The sequence below is a fragment of the Actinacidiphila glaucinigra genome, from assembly GCF_900188405.1.
Lineage (GTDB): Bacteria > Actinomycetota > Actinomycetes > Streptomycetales > Streptomycetaceae > Actinacidiphila > Actinacidiphila glaucinigra.
Window position 1 is genome coordinate 39,438 of the sequence record NZ_FZOF01000028.1, and the last position, 22,248, is coordinate 61,685.

24 protein-coding genes are annotated in these 22,248 nt (G+C 73.2%); 16 read left to right on the forward strand and 8 right to left on the reverse strand.

All coding sequences use genetic code 11. The features are described from left to right. Window positions 1-50: 50 nt before the first annotated feature. From CHF15_RS35585 to CHF15_RS35635, 11 genes are all read left to right on the forward strand, one after another. On the forward strand, window positions 51-434 hold the full coding sequence (locus CHF15_RS35585; RefSeq protein WP_089228054.1) for a hypothetical protein: 384 nt from the start codon (window positions 51-53) through the stop codon (window positions 432-434). After that, a complete protein-coding gene (locus CHF15_RS35590) occupies window positions 434-865 on the forward strand; it encodes a response regulator (RefSeq protein ID WP_037731260.1) in 432 nt (143 codons plus the stop codon). Before CHF15_RS35585 ends, CHF15_RS35590 begins: the two co-directional genes overlap by 1 nt. 105 nt (window positions 866-970) lie before the next feature. Further along, on the forward strand, window positions 971-1,429 hold the full coding sequence (locus CHF15_RS35595; protein ID WP_089228055.1) for an ATP-binding protein: 459 nt from the start codon (window positions 971-973) through the stop codon (window positions 1,427-1,429). A gap of 153 nt (window positions 1,430-1,582) precedes the next feature. Then, window positions 1,583-2,149, forward strand: coding sequence for an NADPH-dependent FMN reductase (locus tag CHF15_RS35600; protein WP_089228056.1), 567 nt, complete (start codon window positions 1,583-1,585; stop codon window positions 2,147-2,149). A gap of 55 nt (window positions 2,150-2,204) precedes the next feature. Continuing rightward, on the forward strand, window positions 2,205-3,056 hold the full coding sequence (locus tag CHF15_RS35605; protein WP_245939213.1) for a PP2C family protein-serine/threonine phosphatase: 852 nt from the start codon (window positions 2,205-2,207) through the stop codon (window positions 3,054-3,056). 9 nt (window positions 3,057-3,065) lie between these two features. Beyond that, complete coding sequence (locus tag CHF15_RS35610) at window positions 3,066-4,295, forward strand: PP2C family protein-serine/threonine phosphatase (protein ID WP_089228058.1); 1,230 nt, start codon at window positions 3,066-3,068, stop codon at window positions 4,293-4,295. 130 nt (window positions 4,296-4,425) lie between these two features. Then, window positions 4,426-5,046 carry a DUF1349 domain-containing protein gene (locus CHF15_RS35615; RefSeq protein WP_089228059.1) on the forward strand — a complete coding sequence of 207 codons (621 nt, stop codon included), beginning with the start codon at window positions 4,426-4,428 and terminating at the stop codon, window positions 5,044-5,046. A gap of 27 nt (window positions 5,047-5,073) precedes the next feature. Then, the gene (locus tag CHF15_RS35620; protein WP_089228060.1) at window positions 5,074-5,433 is read left to right on the forward strand and encodes a hypothetical protein; all 360 of its coding nucleotides are present in this window, start codon (window positions 5,074-5,076) and stop codon (window positions 5,431-5,433) included. 252 nt (window positions 5,434-5,685) lie between these two features. Next, complete coding sequence (locus CHF15_RS45535) at window positions 5,686-6,096, forward strand: hypothetical protein (RefSeq protein ID WP_220093369.1); 411 nt, start codon at window positions 5,686-5,688, stop codon at window positions 6,094-6,096. A 314-nt stretch (window positions 6,097-6,410) separates the two neighbouring features. Further along, the gene (locus CHF15_RS35630) at window positions 6,411-7,874 is read left to right on the forward strand and encodes an aldehyde dehydrogenase (RefSeq protein ID WP_089228061.1); all 1,464 of its coding nucleotides are present in this window, start codon (window positions 6,411-6,413) and stop codon (window positions 7,872-7,874) included. Window positions 7,875-7,973: 99 nt separating this feature from the next. Beyond that, complete coding sequence (locus CHF15_RS35635; RefSeq protein ID WP_089228062.1) at window positions 7,974-9,377, forward strand: aldehyde dehydrogenase family protein; 1,404 nt, start codon at window positions 7,974-7,976, stop codon at window positions 9,375-9,377. 78 nt (window positions 9,378-9,455) lie between these two features. Here the strand turns inward: CHF15_RS35635 and CHF15_RS35640 are convergent, their stop codons facing one another. Next, complete coding sequence (locus tag CHF15_RS35640; RefSeq protein WP_089228063.1) at window positions 9,456-10,121, reverse strand: hypothetical protein; 666 nt, start codon at window positions 10,119-10,121, stop codon at window positions 9,456-9,458. 173 nt (window positions 10,122-10,294) lie between these two features. On the opposite strand from CHF15_RS35640, the gene CHF15_RS35645 reads away from it, so the two are divergent. Then, window positions 10,295-11,065 (forward strand): hypothetical protein, encoded by a 771-nt coding sequence (locus tag CHF15_RS35645; protein ID WP_089228064.1) that lies wholly within the window; start codon window positions 10,295-10,297, stop codon window positions 11,063-11,065. Between the two features lie 43 nt (window positions 11,066-11,108). On the opposite strand, the gene CHF15_RS35650 is transcribed toward CHF15_RS35645, so the two are convergent. Continuing rightward, window positions 11,109-12,032 (reverse strand): RNA polymerase sigma-70 factor, encoded by a 924-nt coding sequence (locus CHF15_RS35650; protein WP_089228065.1) that lies wholly within the window; start codon window positions 12,030-12,032, stop codon window positions 11,109-11,111. A 436-nt stretch (window positions 12,033-12,468) separates the two neighbouring features. On the opposite strand from CHF15_RS35650, the gene lexA reads away from it, so the two are divergent. Next, complete coding sequence (gene lexA, locus CHF15_RS35655; RefSeq protein ID WP_245939214.1) at window positions 12,469-13,167, forward strand: transcriptional repressor LexA; 699 nt, start codon at window positions 12,469-12,471, stop codon at window positions 13,165-13,167. 21 nt (window positions 13,168-13,188) lie between these two features. Here the strand turns inward: lexA and CHF15_RS35660 are convergent, their stop codons facing one another. Next, the gene (locus tag CHF15_RS35660; protein ID WP_089228067.1) at window positions 13,189-13,863 is read right to left on the reverse strand and encodes a ThuA domain-containing protein; all 675 of its coding nucleotides are present in this window, start codon (window positions 13,861-13,863) and stop codon (window positions 13,189-13,191) included. Window positions 13,864-13,972: 109 nt separating this feature from the next. Further along, entirely contained in the window at window positions 13,973-14,908 is a 936-nt protein-coding gene (hemC, locus tag CHF15_RS35665; RefSeq protein ID WP_089228068.1) for a hydroxymethylbilane synthase, read from the reverse strand. 156 nt (window positions 14,909-15,064) lie between these two features. On the opposite strand from hemC, the gene CHF15_RS35670 reads away from it, so the two are divergent. Next, on the forward strand, window positions 15,065-16,780 hold the full coding sequence (locus CHF15_RS35670) for a phospholipid carrier-dependent glycosyltransferase (protein WP_089228069.1): 1,716 nt from the start codon (window positions 15,065-15,067) through the stop codon (window positions 16,778-16,780). A gap of 46 nt (window positions 16,781-16,826) precedes the next feature. Here the strand turns inward: CHF15_RS35670 and CHF15_RS35675 are convergent, their stop codons facing one another. Continuing rightward, window positions 16,827-17,750 (reverse strand): SAM-dependent methyltransferase, encoded by a 924-nt coding sequence (locus tag CHF15_RS35675; protein WP_089228070.1) that lies wholly within the window; start codon window positions 17,748-17,750, stop codon window positions 16,827-16,829. Between the two features lie 204 nt (window positions 17,751-17,954). Between CHF15_RS35675 and CHF15_RS35680 the strand changes: the two genes are divergently transcribed. Then, entirely contained in the window at window positions 17,955-18,842 is an 888-nt protein-coding gene (locus CHF15_RS35680) for an NUDIX hydrolase (protein WP_089228071.1), read from the forward strand. After that, the gene (locus tag CHF15_RS35685; protein ID WP_089228072.1) at window positions 18,839-19,729 is read left to right on the forward strand and encodes a phosphotransferase enzyme family protein; all 891 of its coding nucleotides are present in this window, start codon (window positions 18,839-18,841) and stop codon (window positions 19,727-19,729) included. The genes CHF15_RS35680 and CHF15_RS35685 overlap by 4 nt, the downstream gene beginning before the upstream one ends. On the opposite strand, the gene CHF15_RS46060 is transcribed toward CHF15_RS35685, so the two are convergent. From CHF15_RS46060 to CHF15_RS35700, 3 genes are read right to left on the reverse strand one after another with little or no spacing between them, the layout of a single operon-like run. Beyond that, on the reverse strand, window positions 19,697-20,278 hold the full coding sequence (locus CHF15_RS46060; RefSeq protein ID WP_245939215.1) for a hypothetical protein: 582 nt from the start codon (window positions 20,276-20,278) through the stop codon (window positions 19,697-19,699). The two genes, CHF15_RS35685 and CHF15_RS46060, sit on opposite strands and share 33 nt — an antisense overlap. After that, window positions 20,275-20,820, reverse strand: coding sequence for a hypothetical protein (locus CHF15_RS35695; protein WP_089228073.1), 546 nt, complete (start codon window positions 20,818-20,820; stop codon window positions 20,275-20,277). Before CHF15_RS35695 ends, CHF15_RS46060 begins: the two co-directional genes overlap by 4 nt. Before the next feature lie 46 nt (window positions 20,821-20,866). Further along, window positions 20,867-22,246 (reverse strand): APC family permease, encoded by a 1,380-nt coding sequence (locus CHF15_RS35700; protein ID WP_089228074.1) that lies wholly within the window; start codon window positions 22,244-22,246, stop codon window positions 20,867-20,869. Window positions 22,247-22,248 lie beyond the last annotated feature (2 nt).

Below are 22,248 nucleotides of genomic sequence, written 5' to 3' on the forward strand. Positions count from 1 at the left end.
TACGACAACACTTGTTGTCGTGCGTTTCGGCAGGTCCTAAGGTGGGGGCCATGCCTGGCACCCACTTCGCTCCGCGCCTGCCGGAGGAAGAACTCGCCGCACTGGCGATCGGCACGGTCGACGACCTCGCCCGGCGCCTGGCACGTCATGCCCTCCGCCCGCTGACCGTCCCGGGGACCGCCGCCGACGACGGTACCCGAGCACGCGGGGAGGCCCTTGCGTACCTGCACATGCTCAACCTCCTCCAGCAGGCGATCGGGCACCTGGAGACCCTCGCGGCCGAGCAGGCGGCCGCCGCAGGTGCCGGATACCCCCAGATCGGCAGAGCCTGCAACATCAGCCGCCAGGGCGCCCGCCGCCGCTGGCCCGGCCTGGTGACCAGCGACACCCCCCACCGTCCCCCGCGGCGCACCGACCGGACCCGGAGCCAATGATGATGATCGCCCCAGCCCGCCCCCACGACGTGCTGCTGGTCGAGGACGACCCCGCGGACGCCATGCTCATCGGCGACGCCCTCGCCGAGCGCGGGGCCCGCAACCTCACCCAGGTCGAGGACGGCCTCGCCGCGCTGGAGTATCTGCGCGACCCGGCGAACCGGCGCCCCGACCTGATCGTCCTCGACCTCAACATGCCCCGGATGAACGGCCACGAGCTGCTGGCGATCCTCAAGAGCGACGAGGAACTGCGCGCGATCCCCGTGGTCGTCCTCACCACCTCCGCGGCACCCGACGACGTGACCGGCGCCTACCGGCAGCACGCCAACGCGTACGTCACCAAGCCCGTCAACCTGGACGACTTCGAGCGGGCCGTGCACAGCATCGACGCCTTCTACCTGGACACCGTCACCAAACTGCCCCGACGGTGAACGTGGCCGGAAGCGGATGAGCGTCAGACGCGGAATACGGGGTAGACGGACGGCTGGCCGCATCTGAGCGCGGCCCGCCGGGGAAGCAGTACGAAAGGCACCACCATGGAACCGAGGCTGGACGGCCGCACCGCCCACCTGGCCGACTGGCCCTGCATCCACGCGGGATTCGCGCACGAGGGGGACTCCGAGGCGATCTCCGCCGCCCGGCGCTTCACCGCCGGGTTCCTCGCCCGCGTCCAGGGCGAGCACGGCGTCCCGGTACCGGTCGAAACGGTCGAGACCGCGCAGCTCGTCGTCAGCGAGCTGGTCACCAACACCTGCAAGTACGCTCCCGGCCCCGGCCTGCTCGACCTCGAGGTGGACGTCGACACGGCGACGCTGCTGGTGTCCGTGTGGGACACCAGCAGCACGCTCCCCCTGGCCCGTGCGGCCGAGCCCGGGCGGATCGGCCAGCACGGTCTGGAGATCATCCTCGCGCTGTGCGAGGGCTACGACGTGCAGCGCCAGCCGGTGGGCAAGCGCATCACGGTGCGTATCTCCCTGGAGCCCCGGGTCCGCTGAGGCGGCACACCCCCGCCGTCACGGCGATCGGGTGAACCCCCGGCCCCGGCGGGTTCACCGGCGGGCCCGCATGGAAGGTGCCTCAGGCGCCGGTCCACCGCTTCCGGCGCACCGCCCGGCCACCCGGAACCAGGACCGTCCAGGAGCAGCACCATGACCAGGATCGCCGTCATCCTCGGCAGCACACGCCCCGGGCGCATCGGAGAGGGCGTCGCCCAGTGGGTGTACGAGAACGCCGCGCTCCGCGGCGACGCCGAGTACGAACTGGTCGACGTCGCCGACTACGCCCTCCCGCTGCTCGACGAACCGGTGCCGCCGTCGATGGGCCGGTACAGCCGCCCGCACACCTTCGCCTGGGCGGAGAAGATCGGCTCCTTCGACGGCTACGTCTTCGTGACGGCCGAGTACAACCACTCGATCCCGGGGGCGCTGAAGAACGCCATCGACTACCTCTTCGCCGAGTGGAACAACAAGGCCGCCGGGTTCGTCGCGTACGGCAGCGTCGGGGGCACCCGCGCGGTGGAGCACCTGCGGCTGGTGATGGCCGAGCTGCGGGTGGCCACCGTCCGCGCGCAGGTGGCGCTCTCCCTCTTCCGGGACTTCGCCGACATGAGCCGCTTCGAGCCCGGCCCGCGCCGGGCGGGCGAGCTGGGAATCGTCCTCGACGAGGTCGTGGCCTGGAGCGAGGCCCTGGCGCCGCTGCGCCGCACACCGTCCTGATCCCCGGCCCCATCAGGCCTTCCTCGTACCGCACGGCCCCTCGTAGGGTCCTCCCATGGACGGACGACAGGGTGACGCGCCGGCGTGCGCGCGGTGCGGTGGGACGGTGGCCCCGGACGGTCACTGCTGGGACTGCGGTGTCGCACAGCCGGCGTTCCGGTCGCGTGTGGAGGCCGCCGCGGGCGGTGCGGCGGGCGTCAGCGACCGGGGGAAGCGGCGTGAGGTGAACGCCGACGCGATGGCCGTGACCACGGCCGGCGCGTGGACGATCGGCGTGGTGTGCGACGGGGTGTCCATGTCGCCCCGTTCCGAACGGGCCGCCCGGCTCGCCGCCGAGGTCGCCTCGGGCGCGCTGGTGCCGGCGCTGCTGGCCGGCACCGCGCCGGAGATCGCGCTCGAGGAGGCCACCCGCCGCGCGGGTCGCGCGGTCGCCGCGCTCGCCGTCTCCCGGGACGAGGCACCGGCCTGCACCTTCGTCGCGGGCGTCACCGGTCCGGGCGGCCTGTGGTGCGCCTGGATCGGCGACAGCCGGGCGTACTGGCTGCCGGACGAGGGCCTGGCCATCGCGCTGACCGACGACGACACCGGTGAACTGGAGGCCCTGACCGGCTGGCTGGGCGCCGGGAGCGGCGAGCCGGTACCGCGGGTGCGCAGCGGCCGGCCGGCCGTCCCAGGCCGTCTTCTGCTGTGCACCGACGGGCTGTGGCGGTACCTGCCCACTGCGGAGGCGCTGCGGGACCGGCTGGCCGCCGCCCCCGCCTCCGGGGGCGGCGGGGGGCCGCTGGAAGGCGCGCGTTCGCTGGTCGGGTACGCGCTCGACGCGGGCGGCCACGACAACGTGACGGCGCTGCTGCTGCCCGTACCCGCCGGGGTTGCGCCACGCGCGGGGTCGGCGGGAGAGGTGTAAGCAAGAGGTATGCCTCTTGCACCACGCGCAGGCACGTACTGGTCCGCGGAGCGGAATCCGGCCCTGATCGCGGTCCCGGTACTGCTGATCGTGGCGATCGTCATCAGCGATCTGCTGATCCCCACGGAGGGCCACCTGGGCCCGCTCCTGGTGGTGGCGCCGGCGCTGACCGCGTCGTTCGGCGGGCTCCGGCTCACCGGCCTCATCGGGGGGCTCGCGGTGGCGGCGCTGACCGTGGTGTCGGTGGCCGACGGCACCATCACCACCTCGTACCGCCAGAGCGAGATCATCGCGCTGGTGCTCGTCTCCGCCTTCACCGTGGTCTTCGTCAGGCTGCGTGAACGGCACCAGGCCGAGTTGCAGCAGGTGCGCTCGGTGGCGGAGGCCGCACAGCAGGTCGTCCTGCAGCCCCTTCCGGAGCGCATCGGCCCGTTGCGGATCGCCTTCGACTACCAGGCCGCCGAGGACCAGGCCCGGATCGGCGGCGACCTGTACGCGGCGGTGCGCACGCCCGGCGGCACCCGGCTGCTCATCGGGGACGTCCGGGGCAAGGGCCTGCCCGCGATCGGCGACGCCTCCCTGCTGCTCGGAGCGTTCCGCAGCGTCGCCTACCGCGCTCCACCGCTGCCCGCGCTGTACGCGCACCTGGAGGCCACGGTGTCCTGGAAGGCGGCGCAGGCCGGCGGTGACGGACTGCAGGAGGACGCCGCGGTCGAGTCGTTCATCACCGCGATCCTGGTGGACTTCCCCGACGACCGTCCCGAGGTGCGCATCCTCAACTGCGGCCACCCGCCCCCGCTCCGGCTGGCCGCCGACGGCCTCGCGACGCTCGACCCGAGTCAGCCGGCGCCCCCCATCGGCCTGGGGGTGCTGCAGCCCTCGCACCCGGGTGTGGACACCTTCCCCTTCGCTCCCGGCGACATCCTGCTGCTGTACACGGACGGCGTCACCGAGGCCCGTGACGGGTCCGGCCGCTTCTACCCCCTCGCCGAGCGCGTCGCGTCCTGGCCGGGTCGCGAGACTCCGGAGGACCTGGTGCGGCACGTGCGCGAGGACCTCCTCGACTACTGCGGCGGACGGCTCGGCGACGACGCCGCGTTGATCACCGTGCGGCGGGAGCCGGCGGGCATCGGCCTGTCGCACGAACCGCGGGCGGTCGACGCGCCGTCGGCGCTGTCCGGCGGCCCCGAGCCCGGTCCGTCCACGAGGGTGCCGCCCTCCGGCCCCGAGCGGGAATGACCTGCCGCCGCGCCGTGCCGCCCCCGCCCGTGTTCCGCCGCCGGAACGCTGATCTACGCTGGGCCCGCCCACGCCAGCGGCGGCCCCGCGGCATCGCGCCCAGGGGCCCGCCCCACCGGAAGGACGGTCCATGAACGAGCAGCGCCCGATCGACTGGGACGAGGCCACGTGGCTCAACGCCCCGCAGCACGCGGAGCGGGACGGATCGGGGATGCTGGTGACCACCCGCGACCGCAGCGACTTCTGGCGCACCACCGGTTACGGCTTCGTCCGCGACGACGGGCACGCGCTGCTCACCGCGTTCCCGGCGGACACGTCGACGGAGGTGACGTTCCGCGCGGACTTCGACACGCTGTACGACCAGGCCGGGCTCATGATCCGCGTCGACGCGGAGACCTGGGTCAAGGCCGGGATCGAGATGTCCGACGGCGTGCCGCACCTCGGCGCGGTCGTCACCCGCGGGGTGTCTGACTGGTCTCTCGCGCCGGTGCCCGACTGGGCCGGGCACTCCGTCACCGTGCGCGCCAGCCGTTCCGGCGACGCGGTCACGATCCGTGCCCGCCGCGACGACGGCCCCTGGCGGCTGGTCCGGCTGGCGCCGCTCGCCCCGGACGCCGTCGCCACCGCGGGACCGTTCTGCTGCTCCCCCGAACGCGCCGGCCTGCGCGTGGCGTTCACCGGTTTCACCCGGGGCGCGGCCGACGCCGCGCTGCACGAGGAGCCGGAGCAGGCGGGCGCCGGGAGCCACTGAGGGCCACGGAGGGCTGGTGAGGACACCATGGGGTTCGTGGGCGAGACCTGGCGGGTGCTGAGCGACGGGGAACCCGTCGGGGACATCACGGTCGAGGAGGCCGACTTCCCGTGGCTGTCGGGGCGGTTCTCTCCCGCCCCGGCCTTCGCCCGGGTCGGACCGCTGTTCGCCCGCGAACTCGCCCTGATGCAGGCCGCGATGATTGCGCCGGCCGAGGAGGACGAGCCCTGGGCCGCGTGGGAGGCGGCCTACGCCGAGGTGCGCCGCGCGGTGACGCTGTCCTCGCCCTCGGGGCCCGTGGCCGAGTTCCTGCTGCACATCGAGGACGACCAGGCCTGGTTCCGGTGGAGCGACGAGCCCTTCGACGACGACTCGCCGAGCGACTGACGCCCCCGGTTCCGGCGCCTTTCCCCTGAGCCTGGTAGTGGCACTACCAGGCTCGCTCCTTGACGTCACGACCTGGCGGTCGCAGCGTGGGGGGCGTGGACAAATAGTGGCAAAGGCAACATTTCGAACATCACCACTTGACTGCGAGACCTCACAACCCGCAGCGGGGGTGGGGCGCCGACCGGACTGTCCGGCGCAGTGGCCCTTGAACCGTGTCCACGCCCAGGAACCGACCTGGCTAGGAGAGTTCTCATGCGTATTTCCAAGTGGCCCCTCGCCGCAGTGGCAGGCCTTGCGCTCGCCCTTGGGGGTGCGGCCTCAACGGCCGTCGCGGCACCGACGAGCTCACCGGCCTCAGCAGCGGTCAGTTATGCCGAACACGGCGGTGGCGGCGGCGGTGGCGGTGGCCACGGCGGCGGCGGTGGCGGTCACGGTGGTGGCGGCTACGGCGGCGGCGGCTACGGCGGTTACGACCGCGGCTACGGCGACCACGGCGGCGGCTGGGGCGGCGGTTACGACCGCGGCTACGGTGGCGGCTGGTGGGACGGCGGTGGCGGCGGCCACGGCGGCGGTGGCGGTGGCCACGGCGGCGGTGGCGGCGGCTACGGTGGCGGCGGCCACGGCGGTGGCGGCCACGGCGGCGGTGGCGGCGGCGGCCGGTAAGACCCGCTACGGGAACCGGTCCACAACCGGTACCCGGCGCCGGCCGGACATCTGGCCACCGGCCACAGCAGGCCTGCGACCAGCGCTTCGGTGGCGCACCTCACGGAATCGGAAGCCGCGCCCACGGGAGACCGGTGGGCGCGGCTTCCGCGCGTGACACCCACGCTGCGCCCGGCAGATCGAACCGGCGACGAATCATCCCTTACGGAATGTTTCAGGGGAAACATTCCGTAAGTGCCATATCGACACTCTGCTCCTATCGCCGGACCCGGCCGATCGAGTGGCGGCGGTCCGGCCGACCTCGGGGAATCGCCATGTTCGAGCTGTCCTCAGCACTCTCCGGGGAAACCGGCCAGTGCTTCCACATCGGCGGTCGATGGGTCTCCCCCAGCGGCACCCGCCGGACACCCGTCGTCTCCCCCTCCACGGAGGAGGAGTTGCTGCATGTGCCCCTGGCGGACACCCGGGACGTCGACCGCGCGGTCGCCGCCGCGCGCACCGCCTTCGACCACGGCCCCTGGCCACGGATGCCGGCACCCGAGCGGGCCGCCCACCTGCGACGGCTGGCCGACGAGGTACGCCGGCGGCTGCCGCTGCTGGCCCGGCTCTGGACGGCCCAGGTCGGCGCACCGGTCGCGTTCGCGGAGGGGCTCGTCCAGGCCGGCGAGAGCCGCTTCGACTACTTCGCCAAGCTCGCCGGCTCGTACGCGTTCCACGACCGCCGTCCCACCTCGCGGGGACACGCCCGGGTGATCCGTGAACCCGTCGGCGTCGCCGCCCTGTTCGTCCCGTGGAACGCCACCTTCAACATCCTCGCGTACAAGATCCCCGCGGCTCTCGCGGCGGGCTGCGCCGTGATCGTGAAGTCGCCGCCGGAGAGCCCGCTGGACGCCCTGGTGATCGCCGAGTGCGCCGAGGCGGCCGGACTGCCCCCGGGGGTGGTCAACGTGATCACCGCGGATCGCGAGGAGTCGCGGGCACTGGTGGCCTCCCCAGGCGTGGACAAGATCAGTTTCACCGGGAGCGTGCCGACGGGCCGCGCCGTCGCCAGGACCGCCCTGGAGCGCTTCGCCCGGGTCACCCTGGAAATGGGCGGCAAGTCCGCCGCGATCCTGCTCGACGACGTGGACCTGCCGGACGCCCTCGACACCCTCACCCCGCTGACCATGCCCTTCGCCGGACAGGTCTGCTTCGCCCAGACCCGTATCCTCGCGCCGCGCTCCCGGATCTCGGAGGTCGTCGCGGCGTACGCCGACCGCGTCCGGCTGCTGAGGGTCGGCGATCCCTGGAACCGGACGACACAGGTGGGCCCGCTCCTCAACGCCCGGCAGCTCCGGCGCGTGCTGGGCTACATCGACAGCGGCCGCCGCGAGGGGGCCAGGGTGGTGACCGGCGGCGGGCGCAGCCCGGGCCACGAGCACGGCCACTACGTGCTGCCCACGGTCTTCGCCGACGTCGAGCCCGCCATGACGATCGCCCGCGAGGAGATCTTCGGCCCGGTCGTGACCGTCCAGGCGTACGAGGACGTCGACGAGGCGGTGGCGCTCGCCGACGCCACCGCCTTCGGGCTCAGCGGCAGTGTCCACGGCGCCGACCCCGAGCGCGCCTACCGGGTGGCCCGCCGGGTGACGTCGGGCCAGCTGAGCGTCAACGGATTCGAACTGGCACCCTCGGTCCCCTTCGGCGGCCGGAAGTCCTCGGGCCTGGGCCGCGAAGGCGGTCCCGAGGGGCTGGAGGCCTACCTGGAGACCAAGGCCGTCTTCATGCCGGGTCCGTGACATCGGCGCCCACACCCGCTCGCTGCCGGCGAGCCGCCATCGGGCATCCCGTCGCCCCCCGGAGCGGCAGGAGCGTCCCGGACAGGAAAGAGCAACTCGATGATCGTGTACGACAGGCTGTACATCGGTGGTGTCTGGACCGCCCCGGCGCACCCGGGACCGCTGGACATCCGCTCCCCGCACGACCGCTCCCTGCTCGGGCGCGCCGCCCAGGCCGCACCGGGCGACGCCGACGTCGCCGTCGCGACGGCGCGCGCGGCCTTCAACAGCGGGCCGTGGCCGCACATGGATCCGGAGGAGCGGCAGGAGGTGATCCGCCGGGTCGACGGGCTGCGCGAGGAACGCGCGGCGGAGGCCGCGGCGCGGGTGTCCGCCGCGACCGGGACGCCCCGCCGGTTCGCGGACGCGGAGCAGGCCTCCCTGACGCGGCGGGTCGACGCCTGTCTCAAGGCCGCCGAGGAGCAGGGCTGGGAGGAGACCGTCCGCTCACGTGACCCCTCCCCGGGGTTCGACACCATCGTGCGGCGCGAGGCCGTCGGCGTCGTCGCCGCGGTCATCCCGCTGCAGTGCCCGTTCTCGGCCGCCACCGCGCGGTTGACGCCCGCCCTCCTGGCGGGCAACACCGTCATCCTGAAGGCCACGCCGGAGAACTCGCTGTCCATGGGGCTGCTGGCCGAGCTGTACGCCGAGGCGGGGCTGCCCGAGGGCACGCTGAGCGTCCTGCCCGCCGACCGGGACACCGGCGAGTACCTTGTCTCGCACCCGGACGTCGACGCGATCGCCTTCACCGGCTCGACCCGCGCCGGGCGCCGCGTCGCCGCGCTCGCCGGCGAGCAGCTCAAGAGGGTCCGCCTGGAACTCGGCGGCAAGGCGGCCGCGATCGTCCTGGACGACGCCGACCTCGCGCGGACGGTGCGGGGGCTGTTCGCCTCACTCGGCGACAACGGCAGGATGTGCGCCGCGCGGACCCGCGTCCTCGCCCCCCGCCGCCGGTACGAGGAGGTCGTCGCGGCGGTCGCGGACGCCGTCAGGTCCCTGAAAGTGGGTGACCCGGCCGATCCGGACACCTCGATCGGGCCGATGGCGGGCCGCGAGCGGCGGGAGCGCCTGATGTCGTACATCGACCTCGGCATAGAGGAGGGGGCCCGTCCGGTGACCGGCGGTTCCTCCCGGGTCCCCGCCGGTCTGGAGGAGGGCTACTACGTGACCCCGACGGTCCTCGCGGACGTCGACCACCGCATGCGCATCGCCCAGGACGAGATCTCCGGCCCGGTGCTGACGGTCATCGCCCACGACGGGGACGACGACGCCGTGCGGATGGCCAACGACTCCGAGTACCGCATGTCCGGCGGCGTGTGGTCGGCCGACCTCGAACGCGCCGTCTCCGTCGCGCGCCGGCTGCGCACGGGCGCCGTGGCCGTCAACGGGACAGCGACGGGCCTGGACGGGACGGCCGGGCTCGACGGGTACGTCGTGCACCGGACCATCACCCGGCCCCGCTGAGCGCGCGCCCGTCGCCGGCCTCCTGCGGGCGCCGTCTCCTTCCCGGACGGGGCGCCGGGTCACGTACCGGCGGGCCGTTCACGCGCCTGCCCTGATGCCGTCGCCGCAGACGAGGGCCTCGGCCTGCGCCGTTACCGCCGGCAGTGGCTCGTCCAGGCCGCAGGTCAGGAGATCCGCGAAGGGGACCGTGGACCAGGTGGCCACGGTGCCGCGCACGGGGGGCCGGGCGGTGCCGGAGCAGGTACGGGTGAAGGGCGCCTCCACGAGCCTGACCCCGACCGAGGCGACCATGACCCCCTCGTACGGTCCGGTCCCCTCGGTGTCCGACACCTTGTCGCCGTCCTCCAGCGTCCAGGCCGTGCCGGTGCGCGCGAGCGGCAGCCCGGTCCTGCGCTCCAGCGCCGCGACGGCGGCCTCGGCGTCCGAGGCCGTGAGCCGGCCGGACGGGGACACGGTGGCCCGCATCGACCGGAGCGGGAGGAGGGTGAGCCGGGTGTGCCGGGTCCTCCCCGCGGCGATGCGGACACGCAGCGGGTCCGAGACGGCGGCCAGGACGTCCCGCTGCTCGATCCGGCCCCAGCGGAACTCCCCCTTGGTGCAGTCCCGTTCCGCGGAGGCGCCGGGCCCTGAGCGGCCGGCGGGCGGCGCGTCCGCCGACCCGCCGTGCGCGCCCGCGGTGCAGGAGGCCGTCATCAGGACGGCGACGGCGACGAGGGACGCCGCCGGAGGACGTGGGGTGTTCATGAGGTGCTCCGGTCGAGGAAAGGGGCCTGGAACCGCGCCGATTCAATCCCACCGGCCCCCGCGGCACCGCACCGGGGCGGGGGCGGAGTGAGTAGCCGTACTCATGCCCGCGTCCCGGCCGGGCGGGATGATGAAGGCAACGAACCCTCGGGCGAAGGAGGTTGGAGGCGGCCATGGGGAGATTCCTGGGCGCGGCGCTGGCGTTGGCGGTGACCGCGGGCGCGCTGGCGCTGGTCTATGCGGTGGGCGCGCCGCTGCCGGCGGTCCTGGGGGTGGGAGCCGGGGTGCTGTGCCTGCTGTGGCTGCTCGTCCTGCTCACGGTGCCGTGGAACGTCTACTTCCGGGCGCGGTCGGTGCTGGCCGAGATCGCGGTGAGCCGGGAGAAGGGACTGACGGTCCCTCAGGCGCGGGACGACGAGGCCGCGCGGATCGCCCGGACGATGCTGCGGGTCGCCCTGGCGGGCCATCTGCTCACGGCGGCCGGGGTGGTGGCGGCGACAGTGGCGTCCGGTCGCGGCGCGGGGTACTGGATCGCCGGGTTCTTCCTGCTGAGCATGGTGTTCCGGCCGGCGGGCGCGTGGTTCGGCCAGCTGCGGAAGCGGCTGGGCACCCTGCTGAAGGACGTCACCCATCCGCGGGACGACGTACTGGCGCTCAAGCAGCGCGTCGAGCGCACGGACAACGGCATCAAGGTCCTCGAGGGCAAGGCCGAGGAGCAGTACCGGGCCCTTGCCGAACTGCGGCGCGGCATGGATGCGCTGGGGGTCTCGGTGTACGAGCGCGCCGAGGACGCCGACCGCCGGATCACCGCGCTGGCCCGGGAGTTCGAGTCCACGATCGACCGGCTCACGGACAACGAGGAGATCATCACGGGCCTCAAGGCCTTCCTCCGCCTGCTGCGCGCGGGTGACGTCACCCCCGGCCGGACCGCGCCCGACGCCTGACGGGACACGCGGCGGCTTCCCGTACGGCCGGACCGGGCCGGGCCTATGCTGACGGCTCGGCCGGGCCCGCCGCCAGGGAGCTGAAGCCGGTCAGCTTCGCCGGGTTGAGCACCCACATCAGCTGGTCGATGCCCCGCTCGGAGGCGGTGATGCTGAGCAGGGCCATCGGCGTGCCGGCGTGGATGACGAGTGCCGCGGTCTGCCCGTTCGCCTCGACCCACACCACCTCCGTGTCGATCCAGAAGCGCGGCGCGAAGGCGGTGATGAACCGCGCCACCTTGGCACTGCCCAACACGGGGACCTTGGCGGCGTTGCGCACGGCGCCGCCACCGTCGCCGTAGTTCACCACGTCCGTGGCGAGCAGCTTCTCCAGGCCGGCCATGTCGCCCGCCCGGGCGGCCGCCACGAACGCCTCGAGAAGCCGGCGGTGCTCCGCCGTGCCCACCTGCTCGCGCCGCCCGGCGGCGATGTGCTTGCGGGCGCGGCTGACCAGTTGGCGGGAGTTGGCCTCGCTCAGGTCGAGCACGCCGGCGATCTCGCGGTACGGGTAGTCGAAGGCCTCGCGCAGCACGTACGCGGCCCGCTCGGTGGGCGTGAGCCGCTCCAGCAGGAGCAGCACCGCGATCTCCACCGCCTCGCCGCGTTCGGCGCCCAGCGCGGGGTCGGAGCGGGTGTCGACCGGTTCGGGCAGCCAGGGCCCGACGTAGCCCTCGCGCCGGACGCGGGCGGACTGGGTGACGTTGATGGCCAGCCGGGTCGTCGCGGTGGTCAGGAACGCGGTCGGGTTCTCCACCGCGTCGCGGTCCGTGGCCTGCCATTTCAGCCAGACGTCCTGGACCACGTCCTCGGCCTCCGCGGCGCTGCCGAGCATCCGGTACGCGATGCCGAACAATCGGGGGCGCAGGGCCGTGAACACCGCCGCGGCCTCGTCGAGCGAGCCGTCGCGCTCCGCGTCCCCTGGCTGCATCGTCGCGTTTTCCTCCACCGTCGCATCCGCCCTTGCCAGCCGTTCCAGCCTACACAGACGGCGATTTCCTCCGAGCCAGGGGGCACGCCGCGCCCCCGGACCGGTCCGCGTATTCCAGGGGTGTCGCCGCCGTGCGGCGTGTGTTCACACGGGGACGCGTGTGAAGAGGCGAGGCCCGCCGCCGGGCGGGGGAATTGCCGGCCGCATTCCGGTCCGATTCCCGCCCCATTCCGCGCCCGGCCCTCGAACACGCGATCCCCAATATCCGACCGGGCAGCCGCTCCGTTTGTGACAGCGAAATCAGCCGGCGATCCCCGCCGGTTGCGTGCGGCGTGTGCACAGATCTTCACGGAATTTCGCACACGCGTTCCAAAAGCGTCCTGGAGCAGGGTAACGTTGCGTATCGCAGCAAGATCCGTACAGGGAGGGACGGGGCATGGAGCCCACCACTACGACAGTGCGCCGTGGGCGCCCGCAGGGCTCGGACAATCCCGGCCCCGACGGGCTGACCAACCGTCAGACCCGTATCGTCGAGGCGATCCTGAGTTCGGTGGAGAACCGCGGATTCCCGCCGTCGATGCGCGAGATCGGTGAGGCCGTGGGGCTGGCCAGCACGTCCTCGGTCGCCCACCAACTGGCGGTGCTGCAGCGCAAGGGTGTCATCGAGCAGGATCCGCACCGCCCGCGCGCCTACCGCGTGCGCTGCTCCTGGCCCTCGCAAGCCGACTCCGAGCCGGGCGCGCAGCCCGTCAGCGCCTCCCCGTCCGCGCGGGTGCCGGTGATCGGCCGGATCGCGGCCGGCACGCCGATCCTCGCCGAGGAGCAGGTCGACGAGGTCTTCGTGCTCCCCCGGCAGATCGTCGGCGCCGGCGAGCTGTTCGCCCTCAAGGTGGTCGGCGACTCCATGACGGGCGTCGCGATCTGCGACGGCGACTGGGTCACGGTGCGCAGTCAGGACGCGGCCGACCACGGCGACATCGTGGCCGCGATGATCGACGGCGAGGCCACCGTCAAGCGGCTCAAGCACGAGGGCGACCGGGTCTGGCTCATGCCGCACAACCCGGCCTACGACCCGATCCCCGGCGAGGAGGCGGTCATCCTGGGCAAGGTGGTCGCCGTGCTGCGGCGCCTCTGAGAGCGGGCGCGAAGGCCCCGCTCAGTCCGCCGCCCCGGGCAGCACCGACCGGAGCCCGCCCAGCAGATGGGCCCGGAAGGCGGCGTCCTGGTAGGCCTCCGCGGAGTGCCCCAGCGCCGTGTAGAAGACGGGCCCTCCGCCGTACTCGTGGCACCAGACCAGCGGATGGTCCGCGCCCATCGAGCCTCCGGTGTACGAGGACTCGTCGGCGGAGGCCAGGACCCGCACGCCGGGGCGGGGGCTGCGGTCGAAGTCATACCACTCGTCGGTGACCTTCCAGGCCCCGCCCAGGTGCGCGGTGGCCGGATGGGCGGTGTCCTCGACCAGGACCGTGCCCTTCTGCAGGGGCGGATGCCCGGTGAAGCGCGCGCCCAGCAGCTCCCCGTAGTACGGCCAGTCGTACTCCGTGCAGGCCGCCGCGTGCACGCCCATGAACCCGGCGCCGTCCGCGTGGTGCGCCGCGAGGGCGGCCCGGCCGGTGTCACCGAGCACCTCCCCGCTGGTGGAGAGGAACACCACGGCGTCGTACGGGCGCAGACGGGCCCCCTCGAAGTCCTCGGGCCGTTCGGTGGCGTCCACCCGGAAGCCGTGCTGCTCCCCCAGTTCGGTGAGGGCCCTGACCCCGTCGGGGATCGAGTCGTGCCGGTAGGCGGTGGTGCGGGTGTAGACGAGCACACGGGGGTCGCGGCGGGACAATCGGCTCTCCCAGGACGGTGACGGACGGCGGGCGGCCGGCGGCTGACGGCCGGCGGCGCCCACCAGTCTCCCCGGCGCCGCCGCGGGGTCGACGGCGGCCGGGCTCCCGTCAGTGCCCGATGCTGTCGATCAGCTCGCGGGCACCCTGCCGCAGCAGTGCCACCGCGACCGACGTCCCGAGGGTGGCGGGGTCCAGGGGGCCGGCCCACTCGTGGGCGTCGAGGACGGTCTTGCCGTCCGGTGAGAAGACCCGGGCCCGCAGCGAGAGCCTGCCGTCGCGTTCGGCGTGGGCGTAGCCGGCGATCGGGCTGTTGCAGTGGCCCTGCAGGACGTGCAGGAACATCCGCTCGGCCGTGGTCTCCCGGTGCGCGGCCGGGTCGCCGAGGTCGCTCACGACGTCGATCGTCTCGGCGTCGCCCTCCCGGCACTGCAGGGCCAGGACGCCGGCACCGATCGGCGGGATCATCGTCTCCACCGGCAGCACCTCGCTGATGACGTCGGTCCTGCCGATGCGCTCCAGCCCCGAGACAGCCAGGAGCAGCGCGTCCGCGTCGCCCGCGGCGAGCTTCTCCAGCCGCCGGTTGGCGTTGCCGCGCATGGGGACGCAGGTCAGGTGCGGGTGCGAGGCCATGATCTGTGCGATGCGGCGCACGGAGGACGTGCCGATGCGCGTGCCGGGCGGGAGCCGGTCGAGGGTCAGACCGCCGGGGTGCACCAGGGCGTCACGGATGTCGTCCCGCTTCAGGAACGCGGCGAAGACCGTACCCGCGGGCAGCGGCCGGTCGGCGGGGACGTCCTTCACGCAGTGGACGGCCAGGTCGGCCCGGCCCTCCAGGAGTGCGGCATCGACCTCCTTGGTGAACGCGCCCTTGCCGCCGAGGCGGGCGAGGTCGCCCATCCAGCGGTCACCGGACGTGGTGACGGGCACGACCTCCGTCCGGATGCCGGGGTGGAGCGCGGCCAGTTCCGCGCGGACGCGCTCGACCTGGGCCAGTGCCATCGGGGAGGAGCGGGAGACGATGCGGATCAGCTCGGGGACTGCCATGAGCCCACGGTACGGCGTCCCGCACACGTCCCGCGCAACAGCCCCAACCCCACGCGCGCAGCGGACGGCGGGGCTAGTCTGTCCCGCGGCGCCCACCGGGAGGGCGCCGGCGCGGGGACGTGGCGCCACAGGGACACGCGACGGGGTAAGCGCACCATGACGCAGGAACGGCCCTCGCCCGCCGCGGTGTCCCCCGATCCGGCGACGCCCGCCGCCGTCGTCACGGCGCCGGTGCGCCGCTTCCCGGCTCCGCCGCTGCGGCACCGCCGCACGCTGTACGCCCTGGCCGTGCTGGCGCTCCTCGCGCAGATGGCGTTCGCGATGGTCACGACGGCCGTCCGGCAGACGCCCACCATCGACGAGCCGGTGTACGTGGGCGCCGCGACGGTCTATCTGCGGGAGCACAGCCTGCGCTTCAACCCCGAGCACCCGCCACTCGGCAAGCTGGTCATCGCCGGTGGTCTGGCCTTCGCCCACCCGCGCCTCGACCCGGCCTTCGAGGGCGACCAGACGGAGCTCGGGCGCAGTGTGCTCTACGAGTCCGGCAACGATCCCTGGCACCTGATGCTGGCCGCCCGGCTGCCGATGATCGCGCTGACGCTGCTGTTCGGACTGGTGGTGCTCGCCTTCGCGCGCGATCTCACCGGGCCCGCCGGGGCGCTGCTCGCGCTCGCCCTGTACGCGTTCTCGCCGGATGTGATCGCGCACGGCTCCCTCGCCACCCTCGACGTCCCGGCTGCGGGCTTCCTGCTGACGTCGGTGTGGGCGCTGTGGCGGGCCCGCGAGCGTCCCCGGCTCCATCTGCCGCTCGCCGGTGCGGCGTTGGGCGCGGCGCTCGCCACACGGATGAGCGCGCTCCCCGCGGTGCCGGTCCTGCTGCTCCTGGCCGCGCTGTCGGTGTGGCACGCGGACGGGCGGGGCGAGCGGTGGCCCCCCACCGCCCGGTCGCTGCGGCGCGCCGCCGTCGCCGCGGGCGGCGTCGGGCTCGTCGCCGTCGCGGTGGTGTGGGCGGCCTATCTGGCCGTCGACCCGCGGCTGCGCTGGACGGCGCCGGACACCCTGCCGGACCTGCACGGCCTGCGGGCCCTGGCCGTGGACGCGCTCCCGCTTCCCCAGGCGTACCGGGACGGGATGGCGGTCCAGTTCGGTTTCGAGGACTCGACCTTCGAGGGCTTCCTCTTCGGCCGCCACTACAGCGGGGCGCTCTGGTACTACCTGCCCGCCGCGGTGCTGGTGAAGGCGCCGCTCGGCATGCTCGTCCTGTGGCTCGCCGGCACGGCCGTGCTGCTCGCCGTCCCCCGGCTGCGCCCCGCCGCCCCGTACCTGCTCGTCCCCGCGGCCGTGCTGACGGCGGCCGCGATGACCGGCTCGCGGGACTTCGGCGTCCGCTACGTGGTCTTCCTGCCGATGTTCGGGGCGGTCGCGGCGGCCTGTGTCACCGCCCTGCGACGGCGGTGGGCGGACGTGGCGGCGGCGGCGCTCGTCGCCTTCGTCGCCGTCAGTTCGCTGCGGACCTTCCCGTACTACCTGCAGTACTCCAACGAGGCCTTCGGCGGAACGTCGAAGACCCATCTGCGCCTGCACGACTCCAACGTCGACTGGGGCCAGGACCTGGGCCGTCTCGCCGACCGGCTCCACGAGAAGCACCCCGGGGAGCCGGTGTGGCTGGTCTACAAGGGCAGCGGGGTCCCCGCCCACTACGGCATCCACGCCGCCGACCCGCGCAAGGTCCCCGAAGACCGGGTCCACGGGCTGCTCGTGGTCTCGGACTCGGCGGTCGCCAAGGCGGAGGGCCGGCTGGCGGAACTCATCGCCGGCAGCACGCCGATCGACGAGGTGGGGCACTCGATCACGATCTACCGCCGCGACTGACGCCCGCGCCGCCCCCGTCCGGGAGGGCGGCGCCGGCGGCGCGGTGTCAGGGCTTGCGCGCCACCACGGCGTAGACGTTGATGTCCGCGTCGGTGACGTCGGTGATGCTCCGGTAGCGGATCTTGTCGATGTCCTCGAGACCCTCGACGAACTCCGGGGAGGCGTCGGCGTGGGCGGCGAGGGTGTCGTCGGCGTTGTCCGGGCGCCAGTGGTGCACGGGGACGAGGCCGGGCTCCACGATCTCCAGGCCGTTGTCCGTGATGAAGCGCAGGACCTCGGCGTGCTCGCGGAGCACGAAGGAGAAGCCGCGGTCCTTGTAGGTCTTGGCGACCTTGGCGATCTGCTCCGCGTTGAGGTCGGAGGTGAGGTGGCTCAGCACGACGTGGCTGCCCGAGGGCAGCGCGTCGACGAGGTGCTTGACGATGCCGTACGCCTCGTCGTCCTCGACGAAGTGCAGGACGGCGACGAGCACGAGCGCGACGGGCTCGGCGAGGTCCAGCGTGCCGGCCGCGTCGCGCAGGATCGCGGCGGGGTCGCGCAGGTCCGCGTCGATGTAGTCGGTCCGGCCCTCCGGACCGCTGGTCAGCAGGGCGCGCGCGTGGGCCAGGACCACCGGGTCGTTGTCGACGTACACGACGCGCGCATCGGGGACGATGCGCTGCGCGATCTGGTGCACGTTCTCCTGCGTGGGCAGCCCGGTGCCGATGTCCAGGAACTGGCGGATGCCGGTCTCGCCCGCGATGTGGTTCACCGCGCGGCGCAGGAAGTCCCGGTTGTGCCGCACGTCCAGGTAGCCGCGGGGATTGGCGGCCAGCGCGGCCGCGGCCGCATCGCGGTCGACGGGGTAGTTGTCCTTGCCGCCGAGGAAGACGTCGTAGACGCGCGCCGGATGCGCCTTGGTGGTGTCGATCCGCCTGCGGAGCTGCTCGGCGGAGTCGTAGTCGTTGGGAGCGTCGCTGCCGCTGGTCATGGCCATCCCCTGGGGACTCGAATACGCGATCTGATCTGCACACAACTTAGCTGGTGAAACGGCGAGTTGGTGCCACCCCCACCGACTCGCCCGCGCGGTCCGTGAAGGGGTGCGCGCAGAAAGGCCGGAACGGGCCTGCCGTCGGGCGTACCCGATCGTTGACCTTGGTGACCGCACGGCCCCGGAACTGCCCTGGAGGCTCGCTTGACCTCGCTCCACGCCGCTGAACCGGCCGCAGAACCCCGCAGCGCCTCGGTGCTCGTCCACAACGACCGGGGCGAGTACCTCCTGCACCTGCGGGACCACCGTCCGGACATCCGGAACCCCGGTACGTGGTCGCTGCCCGGCGGCGGCCGTGAGCCGCACGACACGTCCCTGGAGGCCGCGGCCCGGCGGAAGCTGCGCGAGGAAGCGGGGCTCGACCTGCCGGCACTGCGCGCCTTCGCGGTGGAGCACGTACACGACCGGGAAGGGTCACCCCTCCCGGTCCAGGTGTTCACCGCCCGCTGGAACGGCGACCCGGACGCCCTGGAACCGACGGAAGGCGTCATGCTCCGGTGGTTCCGGCCGGAGGTCATGCCGCGGCTCCGGTTGAGCCACGCGACCCTGGAGCTCGTCCGCCGGCACGCCGGCCGGGCCACGGCGGGCGGCGGGAGCGTGCTGCACATCGTCGGTGCGCACCTGTACCTGGAGAACCCCGCCGGCGAGGTCCTGCTCGGACTGCGCCACCCCGACTCCGCGTTCGCCGGCGGCGAGTGGCACTTCCCCGCCGGGCACTGCGAACGGGAGAGCGCCGTGGCGTGCCTGGTCCGGGAGGCGGACGAGGAGGCGGGCCTGCGAATCAGCCCGGAGGACGCCGAGTTCGCGCACGCCGTGCACCTCGTGGACGCGGCGGGCGGGCGGCCCCGGATGCAGTTGGTCTTCCGGGTACGTCGCTGGCAGGGCGAACCGGTGGTCCGTGAGCCCGACAAGTGCCTGTCCTGGCGCTGGTGGCACCCGGACGCCCTCCCCGAACGCCTGGTGCCGTACACCCGGGCCGCGATCGAGGGCATCCGCGCGGGCCGCCCCTACACCGAGTCGGGCTGGACATGAACTCCGCACCGGGCGACCCGGGATCCGCGGTACGCCGCTTCGCGGAACACGCGGTCGGCCGGATCACGCGCTGGACGGACACGTCCTGGCCCCGCGAGGCCAGCCGGGTGTGGCGGGTCGACGGTGCGGACGGCCGCACCGGGTATGTCAAGGTCCACCTGAACGACCGGTTCCACGCCCGGGAGGTGACCGCCTACCGGACGTGGGTACCGGCCCTGGGCGGCGCCGCACCGCGACTGATCGCGGCCGACGCACGGCTGCGGGCGGTCGTCGTCACCGCCGTCCCCGGCCGCCCCCTCAGTGATGGTGTGCGGCGCGCCCCGAACGAGGAACGAACCCTCTTCGTACGCATCGGCGCGCTCGCCGCCGCCATCCACGGCAGCGCGCCGCCCCGGCCCCGGTCCGCGGACGAGGGGCCGGCCGCGTGGAAGCTCGACCGGCACCTGGACGGCGCTCGTGCCCACCTGGCTCCGGGGGACGAGGAGTTCGTCCGGACGCTGACGGCCCGGTCGGCCTCCCTTCCCCCGCTCGACCTGGTCCCCACGCACGGCGACTTCCAATTGCGCAACCTGCTCTGGTCCGGACGGCTCGCCGTGATCGACTTCGAGCGCAGCGAGCCACAACCCGCTCTCCGGGACCTCGTACGGCTCTCCGACGCCTGGACCGGCCGGCCGGACCTCCACGAGGCCTTCCTGACCGGCTACGGGCGCCCGCTCACCCCGAGCGAGGAGGAACGCCTGGCCGTCGACTCCGCCCTCGACGCGGTCTCGGGCATCCGCTACGGCGCGGCGGAGGGCGATCCCGAAGTTCTCGCACGCGGACTGCGCACCCTGGCCCGGCTCCGCTCCTCGTCCTCACCCGGCCGGCGCGAGCGCGAGGGGCGGTGAGGGCAGCCCGAAGTGGTCGGCGATGATGCGCACCGTGTGGGTGCCGTCGGCGTTGAACGCGGGGTCGGCGTCGTACCGCGGGGTGTCGCGGCCGACAATGCCCGCGTCCAGGAGTTCGCGGACGAGCAGGTCGGGCGTGCCGCCCGCGCGCCGGGACTCGCGTCGCATGCCGAAGTTGAAGTAGGTCTGCACGAACCCCCCGCGGCTGTAGGCGAACTGGAAGGGGTGCTCGTCGCAGTGCGGAACCATGTAGTTCTGGCCGTGGGGGCAGGCGCACGCGGGCGTGGAAGCCAGGAAGACGGATTCCACGGGCACTCGGCCGGGGTCGCTCGCGCGGTGCGTGTGGCGGAATCCGGTGAGCCCGCTTGCCAGTTCCCAGGCTGTCGACCGGTGCGGGGCACGGTAGGCCTCGTGGGTCAGCCAGACCCAGCCGGACGACTCGCCGCTCGCCTGGGCGGGGCGCCCCGCCTCGGAGTAGACGGACACGACCGTGGGCAGGGTCATGCCCTTCACGAAGGTGACGAAGGTGTTCGTGGCCAGCCAGCTCACCGGGCCGCCACCTCCGCGGACAGCGGCGGGGTGGGAAGGAGGAAGAAGCCGGCGATCACCTTCACAAGACGTGCGTGGTCCTCGTAGTGGTGGTCGAAGCAGTCGTGGTCCACGTCCGCTTCACGCGGGCACTCCGAGCCGGGACCGATAAGGTTGGCGGCCAGGAGTTCGGGCGAGAGGTGGTCGGGGTTCTCCCCGACCCGCTGCTGCTGGTCGCCGAAGGCGAAGTGGAGGATGGAACGGCCGTCGCGGAAGTAGCCGAAGGACGGCGGATGGGCCTTGGCGCTGCACGGCTCGGTCTCGAACACGACGATCTCCGCGCCCTCGCCGCTCAGACCTCGGTAGTCCACGTCCTCGTAGTCCTCGGCCTCGTAGTTGTGCATGTCGTGCACCGCCCATGCCCATCCGCCCGCCTCGCCGTGCGCGAGCGGCTCCCGCCGTGCCTCGCGCAGGCTCCGCGTCAGCGCGTCGAGCGCCATCCCGCGGGCGAAGACCAGGTTCACCTCGTGGCCGGGGAACGAGCCGTGCATCCAAGTGGTCATGCCGCGACTCTAGGAGCGGGCACCGACAACCGCCCCGCCAGGGCCGTCAGCCGGCCTGCGGTGTCCCTTCCCGCTCGTCGAAGGTGAGCTCGGGCGGCGGCCTGCGGAAGCCGCGGGTCAGGTAGGCGAGGTAGGCGACGCCGAGGGCGAGCCAGATGACGCCGAGGGTGAGGGCCTTCCCGTCGAGGTGCAGCAGGAGCCACAGGTCGATCAGGGCGCCGACGGCCGGGACGACGGCGTAGCCGAACACGCCGACCTGCTCGCCCGCACGGCGCTTGCGCAGGAAGGTCGCGATCACGCTGAGGTTGACGAAGGTGAAGGCGGTGAAGGCGCCGAAGTTGATGAAGGAGGTCGAGGTGGCGACGTCGAGGCGGAGCGCGACGAGGCCGACCACGCCGGTCAGCAGGATGTTGAAGGCAGGCGTCAGGTGGCGGGGGTGGATGTAGCCGAACAGCTTGCGGGGCAGCACGTTGTCGCGGCCCATGGCGTACAGCAGGCGGGAGGTGCTGGCCTGGGCGGCGACACCGGAGGCGAACTGCGCGACGACCAGTCCGGCGAGGAAGACCGACGAGAAGAGGTCGCCGCCGATGGTCTTGGCGATCTCGAAGGCGGCGGAGCTGGGGTCGTCGAAGCTGCTGCCGGGGTGGGCCAGTTGAGTGGTGTAGGCGAGCGCAATGAAGATACCGCCGCCGATGAGGGCGGTGAGCATGATCGCGCGGGGCATGGTCCTGCGCGGCTCGACGGTCTCCTCGGTGAGCGTGGTGACCGCGTCGAAACCGAGGAAGGAGTACGCCGCGATGGCCGCGCCGCCGGAGATCCCGGCCAGCGTGGTGGCGTCGTTGTGGAACGGCCCGGTGCTGAACAGGCCCCCGGCGCCCTCGGCGTGGAAGACGTGCCGCAGCGAGAGCAGTGCGAAGATGACGATGACGAGGATCTGGAACGCCATCAGCAGGGAGTTGGCCCGGTCCGCGGCCTGGATGCCGAGCAGGTTGAGCGCCGTGGTGATGACGATGAAGGCGAGGATCCACACCCACATCGGCACCCCTGGCCACTCGGCCTGCAGATAAGCGCCGCCGATGAGCCAGATGACCATGGGCAGGAAGAAGTAGTCCAGGAGCGTGGCCCAGCCGACGAGAAAGCCGGCCCGCCCGTCGATGGAGCGCCGTACGTAGGTGTAGGCGGAGCCTGCGACGGGGTGCTCGGCGGCCATCTTGCCGTAGCTGTAGGCGGTGAAGAGCATGGCGACCAGCGCCAGGGCGTACGCGGTGGGGACCGCGCCACCGGTCTTCTCGGCGACGACGCCGAAGGTGCCGAGCACGATCAGCGGGGTCATGTAGGCCAGGCCGAAGGAGACGACGGCTCTGAGTCCGAGGGTGCGGGACAGCGCGGGGGCCGTGGTGGCGGAGCGCGCGGCGTTGTCGGTCATCG

Coding starts and splice junctions, on each gene's coding strand:
- CHF15_RS35585 (WP_089228054.1), top strand. CDS start 51: ATGCCTGGCACCCACTTCGCTCCGCGCCTGCCGGAGGAAGAACTCGCC.
- CHF15_RS35590 (WP_037731260.1), top strand. CDS start 434: ATGATGATCGCCCCAGCCCGCCCCCACGACGTGCTGCTGGTCGAGGAC.
- CHF15_RS35595 (WP_089228055.1), top strand. CDS start 971: ATGGAACCGAGGCTGGACGGCCGCACCGCCCACCTGGCCGACTGGCCC.
- CHF15_RS35600 (WP_089228056.1), top strand. CDS start 1,583: ATGACCAGGATCGCCGTCATCCTCGGCAGCACACGCCCCGGGCGCATC.
- CHF15_RS35605 (WP_245939213.1), top strand. CDS start 2,205: ATGGACGGACGACAGGGTGACGCGCCGGCGTGCGCGCGGTGCGGTGGG.
- CHF15_RS35610 (WP_089228058.1), top strand. CDS start 3,066: ATGCCTCTTGCACCACGCGCAGGCACGTACTGGTCCGCGGAGCGGAAT.
- CHF15_RS35615 (WP_089228059.1), top strand. CDS start 4,426: ATGAACGAGCAGCGCCCGATCGACTGGGACGAGGCCACGTGGCTCAAC.
- CHF15_RS35620 (WP_089228060.1), top strand. CDS start 5,074: ATGGGGTTCGTGGGCGAGACCTGGCGGGTGCTGAGCGACGGGGAACCC.
- CHF15_RS45535 (WP_220093369.1), top strand. CDS start 5,686: ATGCGTATTTCCAAGTGGCCCCTCGCCGCAGTGGCAGGCCTTGCGCTC.
- CHF15_RS35630 (WP_089228061.1), top strand. CDS start 6,411: ATGTTCGAGCTGTCCTCAGCACTCTCCGGGGAAACCGGCCAGTGCTTC.
- CHF15_RS35635 (WP_089228062.1), top strand. CDS start 7,974: ATGATCGTGTACGACAGGCTGTACATCGGTGGTGTCTGGACCGCCCCG.
- CHF15_RS35640 (WP_089228063.1), bottom strand. CDS start 10,121: ATGAACACCCCACGTCCTCCGGCGGCGTCCCTCGTCGCCGTCGCCGTC.
- CHF15_RS35645 (WP_089228064.1), top strand. CDS start 10,295: ATGGGGAGATTCCTGGGCGCGGCGCTGGCGTTGGCGGTGACCGCGGGC.
- CHF15_RS35650 (WP_089228065.1), bottom strand. CDS start 12,032: ATGCAGCCAGGGGACGCGGAGCGCGACGGCTCGCTCGACGAGGCCGCG.
- lexA (WP_245939214.1), top strand. CDS start 12,469: ATGGAGCCCACCACTACGACAGTGCGCCGTGGGCGCCCGCAGGGCTCG.
- hemC (WP_089228068.1), bottom strand. CDS start 14,908: ATGGCAGTCCCCGAGCTGATCCGCATCGTCTCCCGCTCCTCCCCGATG.
- CHF15_RS35670 (WP_089228069.1), top strand. CDS start 15,065: ATGACGCAGGAACGGCCCTCGCCCGCCGCGGTGTCCCCCGATCCGGCG.
- CHF15_RS35675 (WP_089228070.1), bottom strand. CDS start 17,750: ATGACCAGCGGCAGCGACGCTCCCAACGACTACGACTCCGCCGAGCAG.
- CHF15_RS35685 (WP_089228072.1), top strand. CDS start 18,839: ATGAACTCCGCACCGGGCGACCCGGGATCCGCGGTACGCCGCTTCGCG.
- CHF15_RS35695 (WP_089228073.1), bottom strand. CDS start 20,820: ATGACCACTTGGATGCACGGCTCGTTCCCCGGCCACGAGGTGAACCTG.
- CHF15_RS35700 (WP_089228074.1), bottom strand. CDS start 22,246: ATGACCGACAACGCCGCGCGCTCCGCCACCACGGCCCCCGCGCTGTCC.